This window comes from Pinisolibacter sp. DMC19, from assembly GCF_056313985.1.
Genome location: NZ_JBQUZF010000007.1, coordinates 90,669 through 107,546 on the forward strand (window position 1 = coordinate 90,669; position 16,878 = coordinate 107,546).

A 16,878-nucleotide genomic window follows, 5' to 3' on the forward strand; every position below is an offset into this window, starting at 1 on the left:
TCGTCCGCACCGATTGCCCGGCGGCCGTGGCCGCGACGGGGTCCTTCGTCCCGCCGAGTGGCCGTCCGCAGCGTGTGGAAGCCCCGGGCCTCGGCTCGGCACGCGCCGCCGGACCGGATCAGAAGCGGAGCGCGACGCCATGGACGTCTACGAGGACCTCATCAACGAGAGAAACGCGGGCCGAGCCTGCGCGCTGGCGACCATCGTCGCCTACAAGGGATCCATTCCGGCCGCCTCGGACGCCAAGATGGTGGTCCACGAGGACGGCCGGATCGTCGGCACCGTCGGCGGCGGTGCAGCCGAGGCCGAGGTGATCCTCGCCGCCCGCGAGGTGATCGCCAAGGGGCGGCCGCAGATGGTCTCCTTCTCGCTGCACGACAACCCGAAGCTCGACACCGGCATGGTGTGCGGCGGCAGCCTCGACGTCTATGTCGAGCCGATCCTGCCGACCCCGACGATGTACCTGTTCGGTGCCGGCCACGTCGGCGTCGTCACGGCGCGGGCGGCGGAGGCGGCGGGCTGGTCGACGGTGATCGTCGACGACCGCGAGGAATTCGCCACGACGGATCGCTTCCCCGGCGCGCGGGAGGTTCTCGCCGAACCCTTCGACGACGCCATGGCCGGGCTCGAGCCGGACAGCCGCTCGGCGATCTTCATCGCCACGCGCTGCCACGAGCTCGACGGCAAGGTCCTGAAATGGGCCTTGGGCACCAAGGCCGGCTACATCGGCATGATCGGCTCCAAACGCAAGGTTCTCACGGTCTTCGCCGCGCTGCAGAGCGAGGGCGTGCCGGCCGAGGCCTTCGAGCGTGTCCATGCGCCGGTCGGCCTCGACATCGGTGCGGAGACGCCGGCGGAAATCGCCGTCTCCGTGATCGCCGAAGCGATCGCCTGGCGCCGCGGCGCCGAGGCGGTCCGCCCGATCATGCGCACCATGCGCAACCTCGGCCAGGCGGCGACGAGAAAGGAGGCCTCGTGACGCGGAGGGCGACCGCGTCGACCCGGACTCGCATTCGGCAATCCCCAGAACACCAAAACCAATCGGTCTCTACGGCGTGGGCGACGGACGCCTCACCGCAGGAAGGAGACGAAAAATGAAGCGCATTCCTCTCAACGTGAACGGTGTCGATCGTTGGATCGTCGCCGAAGGCGACGCGACCCTCGCGGACGTGCTGCGCGAGCAGATGCTGCTCACCGGCTGCAAGGTGTGTTGCGAAGACGGCCAGTGCGGATCCTGCACCGTCGTGCTCGACGGCAAGCCGGTTCGCGCCTGCACCCTGCCCATGACCAAGGTCGCCGAGAACGCCGCGATCACCACGATCGAAGGCCTCGGCACCCCGTCGAACCTGCACCCGCTGCAGATCGCCTGGATGGCCCACGGCGGCGCCCAGTGCGGCGTCTGCACGCCCGGCTTCATCATGTCGGCCAAGGTGCTGCTCGACAACAACGTGAACCCGACGCGCGAACAGGTCCGCGCCTGGTTCAACCGCAATCGCAACCTCTGCCGCTGCACCGGTTACAAGCCGCTGGTGGACGCGGTGATGGACGCGGCCGCGATGATGCGCGGGGAGAAGACCGCCGAACAGATCCTCGACAAGCCGAAGGCCGACGGTTCGATCGTCGGAACCAAGGCGGTTCGTCCCTCGGCTCTCGCCAAGGTCACGGGCACCTGGGACTTCGGCGCCGACATCGCGCTGCGCATGCCGGAAGGCACGCTGCGTCTGGCGCTGGTCCAGGCCGAGGTCAGCCACGGCCTGATCAAGAACATCGACACGGCGGAAGCCGAGAAGATGCCGGGCGTCGAGCGGATCATCACGTGGAAGGACGTCGGCGGCAAGAACGCCATCACCGGCCTCATCACCTTCCCGACCAACAAGGGCGACGGTTGGGATCGTCCGATCCTGTGCAAGGAGAAGATCTTCCAGTTCGGTGACGCGATCGCCATCGTCGCCGCCGACACCGAGGCCCATGCCCGCGCCGCGGCCGCCAAGGTCAAGGTCGACGTCGAGGTGCTGCCGGCCTACATGTCGGGCTTCGCGGCGCTCGCCCCCGACGCGATGGAGATCCATCCCGGCGTGCCGAACGCCTACTACGAGCAGGGCGTCGTCAAGGGTGCCGACACCAAGCCGCTGATGGAGAGCGCGGCGGCGGTGGTCGACATCACCACCTACTGCTCGCGTCAGCCGCATCTGCATCTCGAGCCCGACTGCGGCGAAGCCTATGTCGACGACGACGGCGTGCTGACCATCCTGTCGAAGTCGATCGGCGTGCATCTCCATCACGCCATGATCTGCCCCGGCCTCGGCATTCCTCCCGAGAAGCTCAGGATCATCCAGAACCCGACCGGCGGTACCTTCGGCTACAAGTTCTCGCCGACGATGGAGGCGCTGCTCGGCGTCGCCGCTCTGGTCACCAAGAAGCCGGTGTCGCTGGTCTACGACCAGTTCCAGAACATCACCTATACCGGCAAGCGCAGCCCGGCCAACATCAACATCAAGCTCGCCTGCGACAAGAACGGCAAGCTGACGGCGATGGAGACCGACTGGTGGCTCGACCACGGTCCGTACTCGGAGTTCGGTGACCTCGTGACCCTGCGCCAGGCGCAGTTCACCGGCGCCGGCTATCATCTCGAGAACATCCGCGGCAAGGGCCTCACCGTCGCCACCAACCACGCCTGGGGCTCGGCCTTCCGTGGTTACGGCTCGCCGCAGGCCTTCCTGGCGGGTGAGATCGCCATGGACATGCTGGCGGAGAAGATGGGCGAGGATCCCTTCGAGTTCCGCTACAAGAACCTCTACAACGAGAACTCGACCACCCCGACCGGCCAGAAGCCCGAAGTGCTGGTGTTCAAGCAGCTCTTCGACATGATCCGGCCGCGGTATCTCGAAGCCAAGGCCCGTTGTGCCGCGTTCAACAAGGTCAACACCGCCACCAAGCGCGGCGTCGGCATCTCGCTCGGCATCTACGGCTGCGGCCTCGACGGTCCGGACAGCTCCGAGGCGCGCGTCGAGATCACCCCGAACGGCTACATCGTCCATTCGGGTTGGGAAGACCACGGCCAGGGCGCGGATCTCTCCGCACAGACCATGGCGCACGAAGTGCTCCGTGTCGCCGGCGCCAAGCAGGACGACATCAAGCTGGTGATGGCCGACACGTTCGGCCCCAACGGCGGTCCGGCCGGCGGCAGCCGCTCGAACGTCTTCTGCGGCAACGCCATCCGCGTCGCCTCGGAGATGCTGCTGAACGCCATGAAGAAGGCCGACGGCACCTATCGCACCTACAAGGAGATGGTGGCCGAGAACATCCCGGTCTCCTACGACGGCAAGTGGGTGGCGGCGGCCTGCACCGACTGCTCGGCCGAAACCGGCCAGGGCAACCCCTTCCCGATCTACATGTACGAAGTCTTCCTGCCGGAAGTCGAAGTCGACATGGAGACGGGCAAGGCGACCTGCGTGAAGCTGGCGACGGCGATCGACGTCGGCACCGTCATCAACAAGGCGACCTGCGACGGTCAGATCTACGGTGGTCTCGCCCAGGGCATCGGCCTGGCGCTCACCGAGGACTTCGACGATCTGGAAACCCACACCACCCTGCGTGACTGTGGCATTCCCTATCCGAAGGACGTCCCCGACGAGATCGAGATCCTCTATCTCCAGACCCCGCGGGCCGACGGTCCCTTCGGTGCGGCCGGTGTCGGCGAAGCGCCGCTCACCGCTCTGCATCCGGCGATCCTCAATGCCGTCTACAACGCCTGCGGCGTGCGGATCTTCAAGATCCCCGCTCTGCCGGAGGCGATCCTGGCGGGCCTCGAGGCCAACGGCACCGTCGTCAGAGAGGACGAGCCGGCGGAGTGACGCCTGACGTCATGTCGCGTCGGACATGACGCGGCTCAAAGACGGAACCCGCGGCATCTTCCATGCTGCGGGTTCCCATAAGCCGGATCGGATCCATCCGCCGATACCGGAAGGAGGCGACAATGGACGGCGAACAGGTCAAGGCATGGGAAGCCCTCTGCATCGAGGAGCAGCCGCCGGCCTGTACCGCCGCCTGTCCGCTCCATGTCGACGCCCGCGCGATGGCCGAGAAGATCGCCAAGGGCGACTTCGTCGGCGCCTTCGCGACCTATGCCCGGATCGTCCCCTTTCCCGCGATCGTCGCCCATGTCTGCGACCACCCCTGCGAGCCGGCCTGCCGCCGCGCCGAGGTCGGTGGATCGATCCGGATTTCCGCGCTCGAGCGCGCCTGCGTCGAGGAGGCCTATGCGGTCCTGACGCGCGCGCCGCAGCGCGCCCGCAAGCCGAAGAAGATCGCCGTGGTCGGTGGCGGACTGACGGGGCTCACGGCGGCCCACGACCTCGCCATGAAGGGCCATCTCGTCACCGTGCTCGAGGCCGACGCCCGGCCGCTCGAGCGGCTGCGCAACTTCGATCCCGACGTGCTGCCGCCTTCGGCGATCGAGGCCGATCTCGGTGCGCTCGCCCGGCTCGGCGTCGAGATCGTCTGTCGTGCAAGGGTCTCCGGCGGTGACGGGCCGAACGGGCTCGACCGGCTCGTCGCCGACTACGACGCGGTGCTGATCGCCCCCGGCCGCGGGCCGACGCCCGCCTTCGCGCCGACGCTGGAGATGACCGCCGACGGGCGGGTGGCGATCGACTGCAACGCCTGCACCACGTCGCATCCCAAGATCTTCGCCGCCTGCCTGCGCTCCGAGACGCGGCACGCGACCGACGGCACCTTCGCCGACTATTCGCCGATCGGCTCGATCCACGACGGGCGGCGGGCGGCGATGACGGTCGACCGATTCCTGCAGGGCGCCAGCCTGACGGCGGGGCGCGGCGACAGCGGTTCGCAGGCCTCCTGCCTCCATGTCGCGGTCGAGGCGCATGCGCCGGTCGCGCCCGTCGTGCCGGCCGATCAGGTCAAGGGCTACGACCGCGCCGAGGCGATGGCCGAGGCGGCGCGCTGCTTCCCCTGCCGCTGCCAGGAATGCGTCAAGGCCTGTCCCTATCTCGCCCGCTACGGCAGCTATCCCAAGCGCTACGTCCGCGAGATCTGGAACAACGACGGCATCGTCATGGGCAACCGCAAGGCCAACCGGATGATCGACGGCTGCACGCTGTGCGGCCTCTGCGCCGAGATCTGCCCGAACGACCTGTCGATGGGCGAGGTCTGTCTCGACGCCCGCCAGTCGATGGTGCGGCGGGGCAAGATGCCGCCGTCGCATCACGACTTCGCCCTGCGGGAGCTCGCCTTCTACCGCTCGGCCGAGGCGACGCTGGTGCGCCATCAGCCGGGGCACGAGACGAGCGCGGTGCTGTTCTTCCCCGGCTGCCAGCTCGCCGGCTCGCGGCCCGATCACGTGCGGCGGATCTGGGACCACCTCGCGGCGCGGATCGACGGCGGCGTCGGGCTCTTCCTCGACTGCTGCGGCGCGCCGGCCCATTGGGCCGGGCGGGTCGAGCTGCACGACGAGATCCGCACCGCCTTCGATACCGAATGGCGGCGGATGGGCAAGCCGAAGGTCGTCACCGCCTGTTCGTCCTGCCTGAAGATGTTCCGCGACTTCCATCCGGAGGTCGAGGCGTCGTCGCTGTGGACCGTGCTCGAGATGGTCGGCCTGCCCGAGGCGCCGGCGCTCGCCGCTCCCCTCGCCGTGGGCCCGCTCGCCATCCACGACCCCTGTACCGCGCGCCACGACCCGGCGACGCAAGAGGCGGTGCGGGTGATCGCGGCGGCCCGCGGCATCGAGTTGCGCGAGCTGACGGGGGCGGAGAAGACCACCTGCTGCGGCTACGGCGGTCTCGTCACCTACGCCGACGCGGACGTCGCCGACGCCATCGTCACGGCGCGGATCGCCCAGAGCCCGGACGACTTCCTCGCCTATTGCGCCATGTGCCGCGACACCTTCGCCAAACACGGCAAGCGCACCGCCCATCTGCTCGATCTGGTCTTCGCCGACGACGGCGATGCCGCCGGACGGATCGATCCGGGCCTGTCGCGCCGTCGCGACGCGCGGCTGCGGCTGAAGGCCGACCTGATGCGCGATCTCTGGGGGGAAGACATGGAGGTTGCCGTGCCGCGGATCGCATTGACGGTGCCCGAGGACGTCCGGCGCGACATGGAGCGCAAGCTCCTGCTGGTCGAGGACGCCGAGCGCGTCATCGCCGAGGCGGAAGCCTCCGGCCGGCGGCTGAAGGACCCGGCGACGGGCCGTCTCGTCGCGGCGCACCGCAGCGGCGAGGTCACCTGCTGGGTCGCCTACGAGCCGGACGGCGACGGTTTCGTGCTGCGCCGCGCCTGGAGCCATCGCATGAGCGTGGAGGCCAAGCCGTGACCGAGACCCCGACCACCCCCACCCCCACCCCCGAAACGCCGGCGATGATCTGCCTCGCCTGCGACATCGCCCTCGAGCCGGGAAAGATCGAGGCCGCCTATCTCGGCCAGACCTTCCCGGTCGATCTGCCGCGCTGTCCGAAATGCGGCTTCGTCTACGTCAGCGAGGAACTCGCGGCGGGGCGGATGCTGAAGGTCGAACAGGCGCTGGAGGACAAGTGATGCAGGTCGCGCCGTCCACTGCCGGTCTCTACGGCGACGGCCGCGTCTGCGGCCCGGACGGCGCACCGCTGCGGCCCGGTGGGCCGGAACTGACCGAACGTCTCCTCGATCGCGCCGCCTTTCCCGCCGGCGGGGTGGTGGTCGACGTCGGGTGCGGGCAGGGGACCGGGGTCGCGGCCCTGTCGCGCCGGGGCCTGCGTGCGATCGGCGTCGATCGCGCGGCGGCGACGCTCCAAAGGGCGCGCGAACGCGAGGACGCCGCGCGTTTCCTCCTCGCCGATGCCGTCCGTCTGCCGTTCGCGACCGGGTCGCTCGACGGTGTCCTCTCCGAATGCGTCCTCTCGACCATGCCCGACCGCCGCGCCGCCCTCGCCGAATGGGCGCGGGTGGTGGCGATCGGCGGGCATCTGGCGCTCTCCGACGTCTTCGATCGCGCCGATCCGCTGCGCGGTGGTTCGGGCGCGCTCGCCGCCGTGCCGCGGGATCTCGCGGCCGACCTCACGGCGAGCGGCTTCGCGCCGACGTGGTTCGAGGACTGTTCCGAGGTTCTGAAGAACTGGGTGGCGCGCTTCGTCTTCGCCCACGGTTCGCTCGACGCGCTGTGGGGCGAGGGCTGCGGCGCGACCGCCGACGGCCGGCGGCCGACCCGGCCGGGCTATTTCATGCTGATCGCCGCGCGCGTCGCCGGCGGTCCGGAGGTTTCGTCATGAGCGATCCCGACACCACCTTCCGCATCGCCGAGATGTTGCTCTCCGGGCTCAAGTGCAGCCACGTGCTGATGAAACTGGCGCTGGAGGCACAGAACCGCGACGACCCCGATCTCGTCCGCGCCATGTCGGGTCTGGCGCTCGGCATGGGCCAGGGCTTCAACTGCGGCGCGCTGTCGGGCGGCTGCTGCGTGCTCGGCCTCGTCGCCGGGCGGGCGGGTGAGGACGAGGCGGAAGATCCGCGCTTCGCCTCGGTGCTCGACGCCTTCTCCGGCTGGTTCCACACCTCGGCGAAGCAGCGCTTCGGCGGCATCGACTGCGCCGACATCATGAAGTTCGATCAGGCGCTGAAGGCCGAGCGCTGTCCGGCGCTGGTCGGCGAGGTCTGGGACAAGCTCAACGAGATCCTCGCCGAACACGGCATCGATCCGACCGAGGCGCGGAGCGAGACGCCATGACCGACGCTCCCGCCCTCTCGACCGACCGCAGGGGTATCGCCGCGGTCGTCCTCGCCGCCGGCCGCTCGACCCGCATGGGGTCGTCGAAGCCGCTGCTGCCCTTCGGCGGCCGCACGGTGATCGAACACGTCGTGGCGACGCTGGCCGAGGCCGGGATCGGGCCGATCCACGTCGTCGTCGGCCATCGCGGCGCCGACGTCGCAGCCGTGCTCGCCGGTGGTCCGGCAGTGGTGGTCGAGAACGCCGCCTACGATCTCGGCATGTATTCCAGCCTGCGCACCGGCATCGCCTCGCTGCCGGAAGCGATCGCCGGCACGCTCCTCATCCCCTGCGACGTGCCGGCGGTCCGGGCTTCGACCTTCGCCCGTGTCGCCGAGGCGGGGTTGGCGCGCGGCGGCATCGTCCATCCGACCTTCCGCGGCGAGCCGGGCCATCCGCCCTTCCTGCCGCAGGGGCTCTTCGCCGAGATCATCGCCGGCGACGGCGAGGGGGGCCTACGCGCGCTCCTCGCCCGGCACGAGGGCGAGGCTTCCACCGTCGCGGTCTTCGATCGCGCCTGTCTCCACGACATGGACCACCCGCCGGAACACGCCGCCCTCGCCGAGGCGCTGGCGCATCGCCACGTGCCCGAGCCCGACGAATGCGCGGCGATCCTCGAGGCCCATGCGGTCGCCGAGCCGATCCGCCGGCACTGCCGGGCGGTGGCGGCCTTCGCGGTCGATCTGGCGCGACGGCTGAATGCCGCCGGCGTCGCGCTCGACGTCGATCTCGTCGGGGCCGGGGCGCTCCTGCACGACATCGCCAAGGGTCATGCGCGTCACGCCGAGGTCGGGGCGGCGATCCTCGCCGATCTCGGCTTTCCGCGCGTCGCCGCGGTGATCGCGCAACACATGGCGATCGACTTCGCCCCCGGCGACCCGATCGACGAGGCGGCGGTGGTGCATCTCGCCGACAAGTGCATCGCCGGAGAGCGTCGCGTCGGTCTCGACGAGCGTTTCGCTCCGGCCGAACGACGTTTCGGCGACGATCCGGCAGCGCTTGCCGGTGCGCGTCGCCGTAGGGCCGCGGCCGAGGCCGTGTTGCGTGCGGTCGTGGCCCGTATCGACTTCGCCGACGTGCCGTCGCCGCCGGCGGCGCCGCCCTTCGTCGAGGTCAGGATCGGTCGATGAGCTGCTGCGAGACCCCCGTGACGCGCGCCGACACCGAGAGCGTCTGCCCGGTCTGCCTGGCGACGATCCCGGCGGAGCGACGGGTGGTCGGCGACGCCGTGCATCTGGTCAAGACCTGTCCCGAGCACGGGACCTTCTCGACGCCGGTCTGGCGCGGCGTCGCCTCCTATGCCCGATGGGGGGCGGGCGCGCGGGCGCATGCCCGCCCGACGGTGACGGCGACGGCGACGGCGGTCGAACGCGGCTGCCCGCACGACTGCGGCCTCTGCCCCGACCATCGCCAACAGAGCTGCTGCGTCCTGCTCGAAGTGACGTCGCGCTGCGATCTCGCCTGTCCGGTGTGTTTCGCCTCGGCCGGACGGCAGGGGACGGACGCCTCGCTCGAAGAGATCGGCCAATGGCTCGACGTGCTCAACGAGGGCGGCGGGCGCGTCCACATCCAGCTCTCCGGCGGCGAGCCGACGGTGCGTGACGATCTGCCGGAGATCGTCCGGCTGGTGCGCGCCCGCGGCTTCGACTTCGTCCAGCTCAACACCAACGGCGTCCGTCTGGCGATGGAGCCGGCCTATGTGGCGGCGCTCGCCGAGGCCGGGCTCGACTGCGTCTTCCTCCAGTTCGACGGGGTCGACGACGCGGTTCACAAGGCGCTGCGCGGGGCGAAGCTGGCGCGGCTGAAGGACCTGGCGATCCGCCGCTGCGGCGACGCCGGGATCGGCGTCGTGCTGGTGCCGACGGTGGTGCCCGGCATCAACGACGGCCAGATCGGCGCCATCGTCGATCACGCCATCGCGCTGATGCCGGTGGTCCGTGCCGTCCATTTCCAGCCGATCTCCTATTTCGGCCGCCGCCCGCACGAGCCGACCGCGGCCGACCGCATCACCCTGCCGGAAGTGATGGCGGCGCTGATCGCCCATTCGGGCGGGACGATCGCGCTCGACGACTTCAATCCCGGTTCGGCCGAGAACCCCTACTGCTCGTTCAGCGGCCGCTTTGCGGTCGATGCCGCGGGGCGGCTGCGCTCGACGGGGGCGAAGGCGTCGTGCTGCGGCGTGCCGGCGGAGGCGCCGAAGGAAGAATCGAGCGCCTGCTGCGGCTCGACCCGGCCGAGCCCCGACGTCGCCCGCGCCCGGCGCTACGTCGCCGGCCAGTGGACGCGGCCGGTGGGGGAGGGCGGCGCCGAGGGCGATGCCTTCGACCGGTTCCTGGCGGCGCAGGAGCGGATGCTCGGGCTCTCCGGCATGGCCTTCCAGGATGCCTGGACGCTCGATCTCGAGCGGCTGCGGCAATGCCACATCCACGTCGTGTCGCCGGACAGGCGGGTCATCCCCTTCTGCGCCTACAATCTGACCGACCGCGACGGTGGTGCGCTGCATCGCCCGCAGACGCGGCGGCAGGAGGCGGCGACGTGACGACCCCGCTCGACGATCGGCTGGCGGCGCTGCACGGGCTCTCGCCCGACTTCGACCGTACCGACCTCGAGGCGCTGCAGTTCGCCCGGCTCGCCGAGACGATCGCCCATGCGCGCGCCCGCAGCCCGTTCTACCGCGCCCGGACCGACTGGCCGGAGGGGCCGATCGACGGCCGGGCGGCGCTGGCGCGTCTGCCCTTCACCACGCCGGACGATCTGGTGCGGGCCGATCCGCCGCTCGCCGCGGTGTCGGCGGGCGAGATCGAGCGGATCGTGACGCAGCCGACCTCGGGCACCACCGGGGCGCCGAAGCGGGTCGGCTTCTCGGCCGAGGACCGCGAGGCGACGCTCGATTTCTTCCATCACGGCATGACGTTGTTCACGCGTCCCGAGGACCGCGTCGCCATCGCCTTTCCCGCCGATCGGCCGGGCGGCGTCGGCGACGGGCTCGCCGCGGCGCTGCGGCGGCTGGGGGCGACGCCGCTGATCGTGTCGAGCGACGCGACGCCGGAAGATGTCGCCGATTTCCTGCGCCGGGAGCGGGCGACGATGGCCGCCGGACCGCCGGTGCGGCTGCTCGCCGCCGCGCGGGTGTCGTGCTTCGACGGCGGCGTGCCGATCCGGCTCCGTGCCGTGCTGGTCAGTTCCGACCATACGAGCGGCGCGCTGCGGCGTGGTCTCGAGCGGGCCTGGGGTGCCGCCGTCCACGACCACTGGGGCATGACCGAGACCGGATACGGCGGGGCGGTCGAATGTTCCGCCCATGCCGGGCTCCACGTGCGCGAGGCCGATCTGCTGGTCGAGGTGATCGATCCGGCGACCGGTGCGGTCCGTGGTTTCGGCGAGCCGGGCGAGGTGGTCGTCACCACGCTCGGCCGCCGCGCCATGCCGCTCCTGCGCTATCGCACCGGCGACCGTGGAAGGCTGATCGACGCGCCCTGCGCCTGTGGCTCGCGCCTGCTGCGTCTCGTCGGGCTCGACGGGCGGCTCGACGGCGACGTCGCGATCGACGGCCGGCGCTTCGGCATGCCGCGGCTCGACGAGATTCTGTTCGGCGTCGACGGGGTCTGCGACTTCGAGGCCCGTTTCGTCGAGGGCGCGCCGCCGACGCTTGCCGTCTCGGTCGCGGCGGTCGCGGCCTGGCCCGACACGGCACTCGTCGCGGCGGTCGAGGCGGCGGTCGCTTCCGATGGGCTCGTCGGTCCGCTCGTCGCCACCGGGCGGCTCCGCCTCGCGGTCGGGCGCAGCGAGGGCACGATCGTCGCACGGCGGGGCAAGCGTCGGCTGGTCCGGGAGGAGGCGCCATGCGCCGCGTTCACCTGATCCGCCACGGCGCGGTCGCCGGCGACGGCCATCGCCGCTATCTCGGGCGCACCGATCTGGCGATGAGCGATGCGGGCATCGCGCAGATCGCGGCGCTCGCCGAAGTCTTCGCCGAGGCGCCGCCCTTCGACGTCGTGTGGTGCAGCGATCTCGATCGGGCGCGGCAGACGGCGGAGATCCTCGCCGCGCCGCGGGCGATCCCGATCCGGGTCGACGCGCGGCTGCGCGAGATCGACATGGGCGACTGGGAGGGGCTCGACCGGGCGACGCTGGCCGCGACCGACCCGGAGGCCCATGCGGCGCGCGGGCGCGATCTCTTCGGCTTCCGCCCGCCCGGCGGCGAGAGCTTCGCCGACGTGCTCGCCCGCGTCCTGCCGGTCTGGTCCGAGATCGCCGACGACGCGCGCGACGCCCGGATCGCGGTGGCGGGGCATGCCGGCGTCCATCGTCTGCTCCTCTGCCATGTCTTCGGCATGCCGCAGCGGAATCTCTTCCGTCTGCCCAAGACCTACGGCCACGTCGACGTGCTCGAGCGGCAGCGCGACGGATGGGTGGCGCGGCTGCTGGACGCCGGGCCGGCGGCGCTCGCCGACTGGCTGCGCGGATCGTCCCGACAGGCCGTCTGACGGCCGGGCGCGAGTGCCCGCCGGGCCGACCGGGGAGCCGTCGGCCGTCTCTCCCCCATGAATTCGAATCGAACCCGCGCCGTCTGTCGCACTGCAACGCGCCGACCCGTCGCGGACGCTGTTGCGCGATCGTACAAACCTTTACGAATCGTTGATTTTCAATATTAGCCGAATAAACGTGCGGGTTGTCATCATAGGTTTGGCTATATCGTCTATGTTTGCGCCGCAATAAGGCATATTTGTGGTGTAACGTCATGCGAGTCTGGCCGGAGAGAAAGGAACGTCACGCACGGATCGAGATCATTCCGATGATCGACGTGATGATGTTTCTTCTCGTATTCTTTGTACTGATCAGCACCAACGTGCTTCCGGCGCTCGGCCTCAAGGTCAATCCGCCTTCTTCGGCACATCCCGACAAGGTCGTCGAGAAGGTCCGTTACACCGTCGGCATCGATCGCGCGGGGCAGATCTTCCTCGACGGTCGGGCGATGGAGCTCGCCGCACTGACCGAGACGCTGAAGACCGCGACCGCCGAGAAGCCGGCGGCGGTGGTCATCGCCGGCGACGAGGGCGCCGCCCTGCAGACACTGGTGAGCGTTCTCGACGCGCTGAAGTCGGCGGGTGTCGGCAGCGCGCAGATCGTCACGAGGGCGAAGTGAGTGCGTGCCGATCATGAAACCCGACCGGGACGCTCGTCTATCGAATGCCGTCGCGATGCTGGTGATGGCCGGGGCGGTCTATGCCGCGGCCTCCTCGGCCGCGCCGCTGCCGCCTCCGCCGCCGGTGGAGACGACGATGGAACTGTCGCTGGCGCCCGCCGAGGAGGCGGCCGCGGAGACGCCGACGCCGCCGGCCGAGGAGCCGCCGACGCCACCGACCGAGGAATCGCCGCCACAGCCGGAACCTCCGCCTCCGGAGCCTCCGCCGCCGCCGGAACCGCCGGTTCCAGATCCGCTGCCGGCGGTCGAGCCGCCGCCTCCGCCGCCGAAGCCCGAGCCGCCGAAACCGCCGAAGCCGGAACGGCCCAAGCCGCCGAAGCCGGAAAAGCCGCGCGAGGAGAAGCCGAAACCGGTGCGTCCCGCCGCGGAACATCCGGCGCCCGCCGCCAGGGCCGCCGCTGCGGCGCGCCCGGCCTCGGCCGGCAACGCGGGCGAGTTCCGCGCCTGTCTGCAGAGCCGGGCGCGTTACCCGACCTCCAAGGAGGCACGGCTGCAGAACCCACACGGATCGGTCGGCGTCGCCGTCTCGATCTCGGGCACGTCGATCACCGGCGTCTCGATCACCGCGAGCTCCGGCTCGTCGATCCTCGATGCCGCGGCCCGGTCGAGCGTCCTCTCCTCCGGCTGCGGCTCGCTCGCCGGCGGTGCGAGCTCGCTTTCCGGACGCATCCAATTCTGAACCCTTCGCGCCAGACGAACCGACAGGACCGATCCCCATGACCCTCCGTCTTCTCGCCGTCGCCCTGCTCGCCACGACCGCCCTGTGCGGTGGGGCGCAGGCGCAGTCCCAGGCCCCTGCCGCCGATCAGGCGACGCAGGTCGACAAGAAGAAGCAGCGCGCCAAGCCGGCCGCGGCCGCGGCGGTTCCTGCGCCGGCCACGCCGGCGGCCGATGCCAAGCCGCGCCACGAATCCCGCGCCCTGCCGGGCATGACCGCGGCGCCGACCGACTTCGGCACCGTCTATGCCAAGGGCGGCGGCTCGGCCGCGGGCACCTCGGCGGGCGGGTCGACCGGCAAGGACCTCGGTGGCGGCTACATGATCGAGGAAGAGGCGCCCAAGACCCGCTCGACGGTGACGCGCGACGCGATCGACAAGCTGCCGCCGACCGCCAACCCCTATCAGATGATCAATCTGCTGCCCGGCGTGAATCAGGCGTCGACCGATGCCTCCGGCCTCAACGGCGGCGACATCACGTTGCGCGGCTTCGAGTCCGGCCAGATCGGCTTCACCATCGAGGGCGCGCCGGTCAACGATTCCGGCAACTACGCGCTCTATCCGCAGGAATATGTCGACAGCGAGAACATCCAGCAGGTGTCGATCGCGCAAGGTACGCCCGATCTCGACAGCCCGCATGTCGGCGCCTCGGGCGGCGTGATCAACCTCTACATGGCCGATCCGTCGAAGCAACGCGGCGGCTACGTCTCCTCGACCATCGGCATGCACAATCATTGGCGCAACTATCTGCGCCTCGAGAGCGGCCAGATCGAGAACTTCCGCGGCTACGTCTCCTATTCGTACAATTATGGTGATCACTGGTCGGGTGTCGGCACCGACAACCGCACCCACATCGACACCAAGATGGTGTGGGATCTCGATGCCGGCAATCAGATCCGCGCCTCGGTGATCTACAACCGTGCCGTCAACAATTTCTACGCCAACCCGACGATGGCCCAGTTCAACACCGGGACCTGGCTGCCGAACTACAATTCCAGGCTGACCGGAAGCGCCTCGGCCGACACGAGCTACTACAAGTACAAGGTCAATCCGTTCGAGAACGCGATCGTCTCGCTGCCGTCGAACTTCCGCATCACCGACAACCTGACCTACGACGTCGTGCCCTATTTCTGGTACGGCTTCGGCTCGGGCGGCGGCGTCTCGACCATGACGGAAGGCTCGCCGGTCTATGAAGGCAACGTCGGCGTCAACGGCGTCGACTGGAACGGCAGCGGCGTGGTCACCGCCGGCACCAAGGTCAACTACTACAATCCGTCGATCACCCGGACCTATCGTCCCGGCATCGTCAACAAGCTGACCTACGAGTGGGGCGATCACAAGATCGTCGGCGGTTACTGGTTCGAGTCGGCCTTCCATCGGCAGACCGGCCCGTATCAGGCGCTCGATGCCTCCGGCAACATTCAGAACTACTTCATGACGGACGGCGACGGCTATGTCGTGACCTCCGGCACGCTTGCCGGCCAGACCCTGATGAAGCGCTACGCCACCACCCGCACCGTCACCAACATGGTGTTCCTCGGCGACACCTGGGCGCTCGCGGGCGACACGCTGAAGCTCGACTACGGCGTCAAGCAGGTGTTCGTGAACCGTCAGGTCACCAACGAGGCGCCGGGCACCACCCGCGACACCTCGCTCTACGATACGGCGACCCTGCCGCAGATCGGCCTCAACTGGAAATTCCTGCCGGAGCATCAGGCCTTCGTGAGCGTCGGCACGGCGTTCCGCAGCGCGCCGAACTATGCCTTCTACGACAGTTTCTCGACGACGACCGGCGTGATCACCCCGGCGACCAAGCCGGACCCGGAACGGTCGGTCACGGTCGAAATGGGTCACCGCTATCAGGGCGACCTGTTCGCCACCGCGATGTCGGTCTACGCCACCCACTTCACCAACCGTCAGGTCTCCACCAACGTCCTCGACCCCTTCGGCAACTCGCTGTCGGAGACGATCAACGCCGGCACGGTCGACAAGTTCGGCCTCGACGCCGAGATCGGCACCCGTCCCTTCTTCGGTGGCCTCCGCCCCTATGCGTCGCTGTCGCTGATGACCAGCCGGATGCAGGACAACCTGCAGACCGTCGGCAAGGTCGGTGGCGTCAACGTCACCGACTACCTGCCGACCCGCGGCAAGGAACTGCCGAAGTCGCCGAACGTCATCGCAGCCCTCGGCCTCGACTGGGACGACGGCACCTATCTCGCCAACGTCGCGATGAAGTACATCGGCCCGCAGTATTCGACCTTCATGAACGACGAGCGGATGCCGGGCTACGGCCGCATCGATGCCGGCCTCGGCTATCGCTTCGGCGACGTCAGCATCGCCGACAAGGCGACGATCAAGAAGCCCGAACTGCGCCTGTCGATGACCAACCTGCTCGATCAGCGCCAGCTGACCGGCGTCTACTCGACCAAGAGCAACGCGGTGGCCACCACCGGCGTGAACGGCTCGACGGTCTCCGGTTCGTCGCCGAGCTACTACATGGGCGAAGGCTTCTCGATGATGCTCACCTTCAAGGCGGCGTTCTGATGGGCATTCACATCGACACCGCCTATTTCCACGAGATCTGCATCACGGTTCTCTATGGCTTCGCGGCTCTGCTGACCTTCGTGCTGGTGGAGCGGATCGTCTACTACGCGATCCTCAAGTGGCGGGTGCACCGCATCCGCAAGGGGCTCGATGCCTCCGGTCGACTGACGTCGCACGGTGAGAACCTCGCCGGGCGCGACGTCCTCGCCCGGTCGATCGCCGACTACGTCGCCGTCCAGGACGAGCCGGAGATCACCCGATCGCGCGTCGAGGACCTGTCCTCGGCGCTCTACCTGACGATGGACGCGCGGGTCTCGGCGCGTCTGTGGGTGCTCGATACGGTGGTCACGGCGGCGCCGCTGCTCGGCCTGCTCGGTACCATCCTCGGCATCATGGACACGTTCGATGCGCTGTCGGCCGGCGGCGTCTCCGATCCGGCGGCGGTCAGTCGCGGCATCGCCGCCGCACTGCTCGCCACCGCCATCGGCATCGGCACGGCGCTCTACGGGCTGATGGCCCACAACCTCCTCCACCGGGTGGCCGACGTCATCCTCGAGGAGTTCAAGAGCTTCCTGCTCGCCGCCACCCGCTGATCCTCGACGCGCGGCCCTTTCGAGGCCGCGCGTCCGTCATTCTTCCGCGCTCGACGAGGG

General features: G+C 69.6%; 14 protein-coding genes. All 14 read left to right on the forward strand.

Features of this window, described 5'->3' with window-relative positions:
- Nucleotides 1-139 precede the first annotated feature (139 nt).
- A complete protein-coding gene (locus ACT53U_RS16545; protein WP_476156903.1) occupies nt 140-979 on the forward strand; it encodes an XdhC family protein in 840 nt (279 codons plus the stop codon).
- Between the two features lie 115 nt (nt 980-1,094).
- Nucleotides 1,095-3,854 (forward strand): molybdopterin-dependent aldehyde oxidoreductase, encoded by a 2,760-nt coding sequence (locus ACT53U_RS16550; protein ID WP_476156904.1) that lies wholly within the window; start codon nt 1,095-1,097, stop codon nt 3,852-3,854.
- 122 nt (nt 3,855-3,976) lie between these two features.
- Nucleotides 3,977-6,334 (forward strand): pyridine nucleotide-disulfide oxidoreductase/dicluster-binding protein, encoded by a 2,358-nt coding sequence (locus ACT53U_RS16555; RefSeq protein ID WP_476156905.1) that lies wholly within the window; start codon nt 3,977-3,979, stop codon nt 6,332-6,334.
- The gene (locus tag ACT53U_RS16560) at nt 6,331-6,555 is read left to right on the forward strand and encodes a DVU_1557 family redox protein (RefSeq protein ID WP_476156906.1); all 225 of its coding nucleotides are present in this window, start codon (nt 6,331-6,333) and stop codon (nt 6,553-6,555) included. Before ACT53U_RS16555 ends, ACT53U_RS16560 begins: the two co-directional genes overlap by 4 nt.
- Nucleotides 6,555-7,265 (forward strand): DVU_1556 family methyltransferase, encoded by a 711-nt coding sequence (trsM, locus tag ACT53U_RS16565; protein ID WP_476156907.1) that lies wholly within the window; start codon nt 6,555-6,557, stop codon nt 7,263-7,265. Before ACT53U_RS16560 ends, trsM begins: the two co-directional genes overlap by 1 nt.
- Nucleotides 7,262-7,720 carry a DVU_1555 family C-GCAxxG-C-C protein gene (locus ACT53U_RS16570; RefSeq protein ID WP_476156908.1) on the forward strand — a complete coding sequence of 153 codons (459 nt, stop codon included), beginning with the start codon at nt 7,262-7,264 and terminating at the stop codon, nt 7,718-7,720. The genes trsM and ACT53U_RS16570 overlap by 4 nt, the downstream gene beginning before the upstream one ends.
- The gene (locus tag ACT53U_RS16575; protein ID WP_476156909.1) at nt 7,717-8,889 is read left to right on the forward strand and encodes a DVU_1551 family NTP transferase; all 1,173 of its coding nucleotides are present in this window, start codon (nt 7,717-7,719) and stop codon (nt 8,887-8,889) included. Before ACT53U_RS16570 ends, ACT53U_RS16575 begins: the two co-directional genes overlap by 4 nt.
- A gap of 17 nt (nt 8,890-8,906) precedes the next feature.
- Nucleotides 8,907-10,298, forward strand: a complete 1,392-nt coding sequence (trsS, locus tag ACT53U_RS16580; RefSeq protein WP_476156910.1) for a radical SAM (seleno)protein TrsS — start codon at nt 8,907-8,909, stop codon at nt 10,296-10,298.
- The gene (locus ACT53U_RS16585; protein WP_476156911.1) at nt 10,295-11,620 is read left to right on the forward strand and encodes a DVU_1553 family AMP-dependent CoA ligase; all 1,326 of its coding nucleotides are present in this window, start codon (nt 10,295-10,297) and stop codon (nt 11,618-11,620) included. Before trsS ends, ACT53U_RS16585 begins: the two co-directional genes overlap by 4 nt.
- Nucleotides 11,602-12,246: a histidine phosphatase family protein gene (locus ACT53U_RS16590; RefSeq protein ID WP_476156912.1), complete on the forward strand. Its 645-nt coding sequence runs from the start codon at nt 11,602-11,604 to the stop codon at nt 12,244-12,246. The genes ACT53U_RS16585 and ACT53U_RS16590 overlap by 19 nt, the downstream gene beginning before the upstream one ends.
- A gap of 254 nt (nt 12,247-12,500) precedes the next feature.
- A complete protein-coding gene (locus ACT53U_RS16595; protein ID WP_476156913.1) occupies nt 12,501-12,905 on the forward strand; it encodes an ExbD/TolR family protein in 405 nt (134 codons plus the stop codon).
- Between the two features lie 55 nt (nt 12,906-12,960).
- Nucleotides 12,961-13,644, forward strand: coding sequence for an energy transducer TonB (locus ACT53U_RS16600; protein ID WP_476156914.1), 684 nt, complete (start codon nt 12,961-12,963; stop codon nt 13,642-13,644).
- Nucleotides 13,645-13,681: 37 nt separating this feature from the next.
- Complete coding sequence (locus tag ACT53U_RS16605) at nt 13,682-16,225, forward strand: TonB-dependent receptor (RefSeq protein WP_476156915.1); 2,544 nt, start codon at nt 13,682-13,684, stop codon at nt 16,223-16,225.
- Nucleotides 16,225-16,818 carry a MotA/TolQ/ExbB proton channel family protein gene (locus tag ACT53U_RS16610; RefSeq protein ID WP_476156916.1) on the forward strand — a complete coding sequence of 198 codons (594 nt, stop codon included), beginning with the start codon at nt 16,225-16,227 and terminating at the stop codon, nt 16,816-16,818. Before ACT53U_RS16605 ends, ACT53U_RS16610 begins: the two co-directional genes overlap by 1 nt.
- The last annotated feature ends 60 nt before the right edge of the window (nt 16,819-16,878 follow it).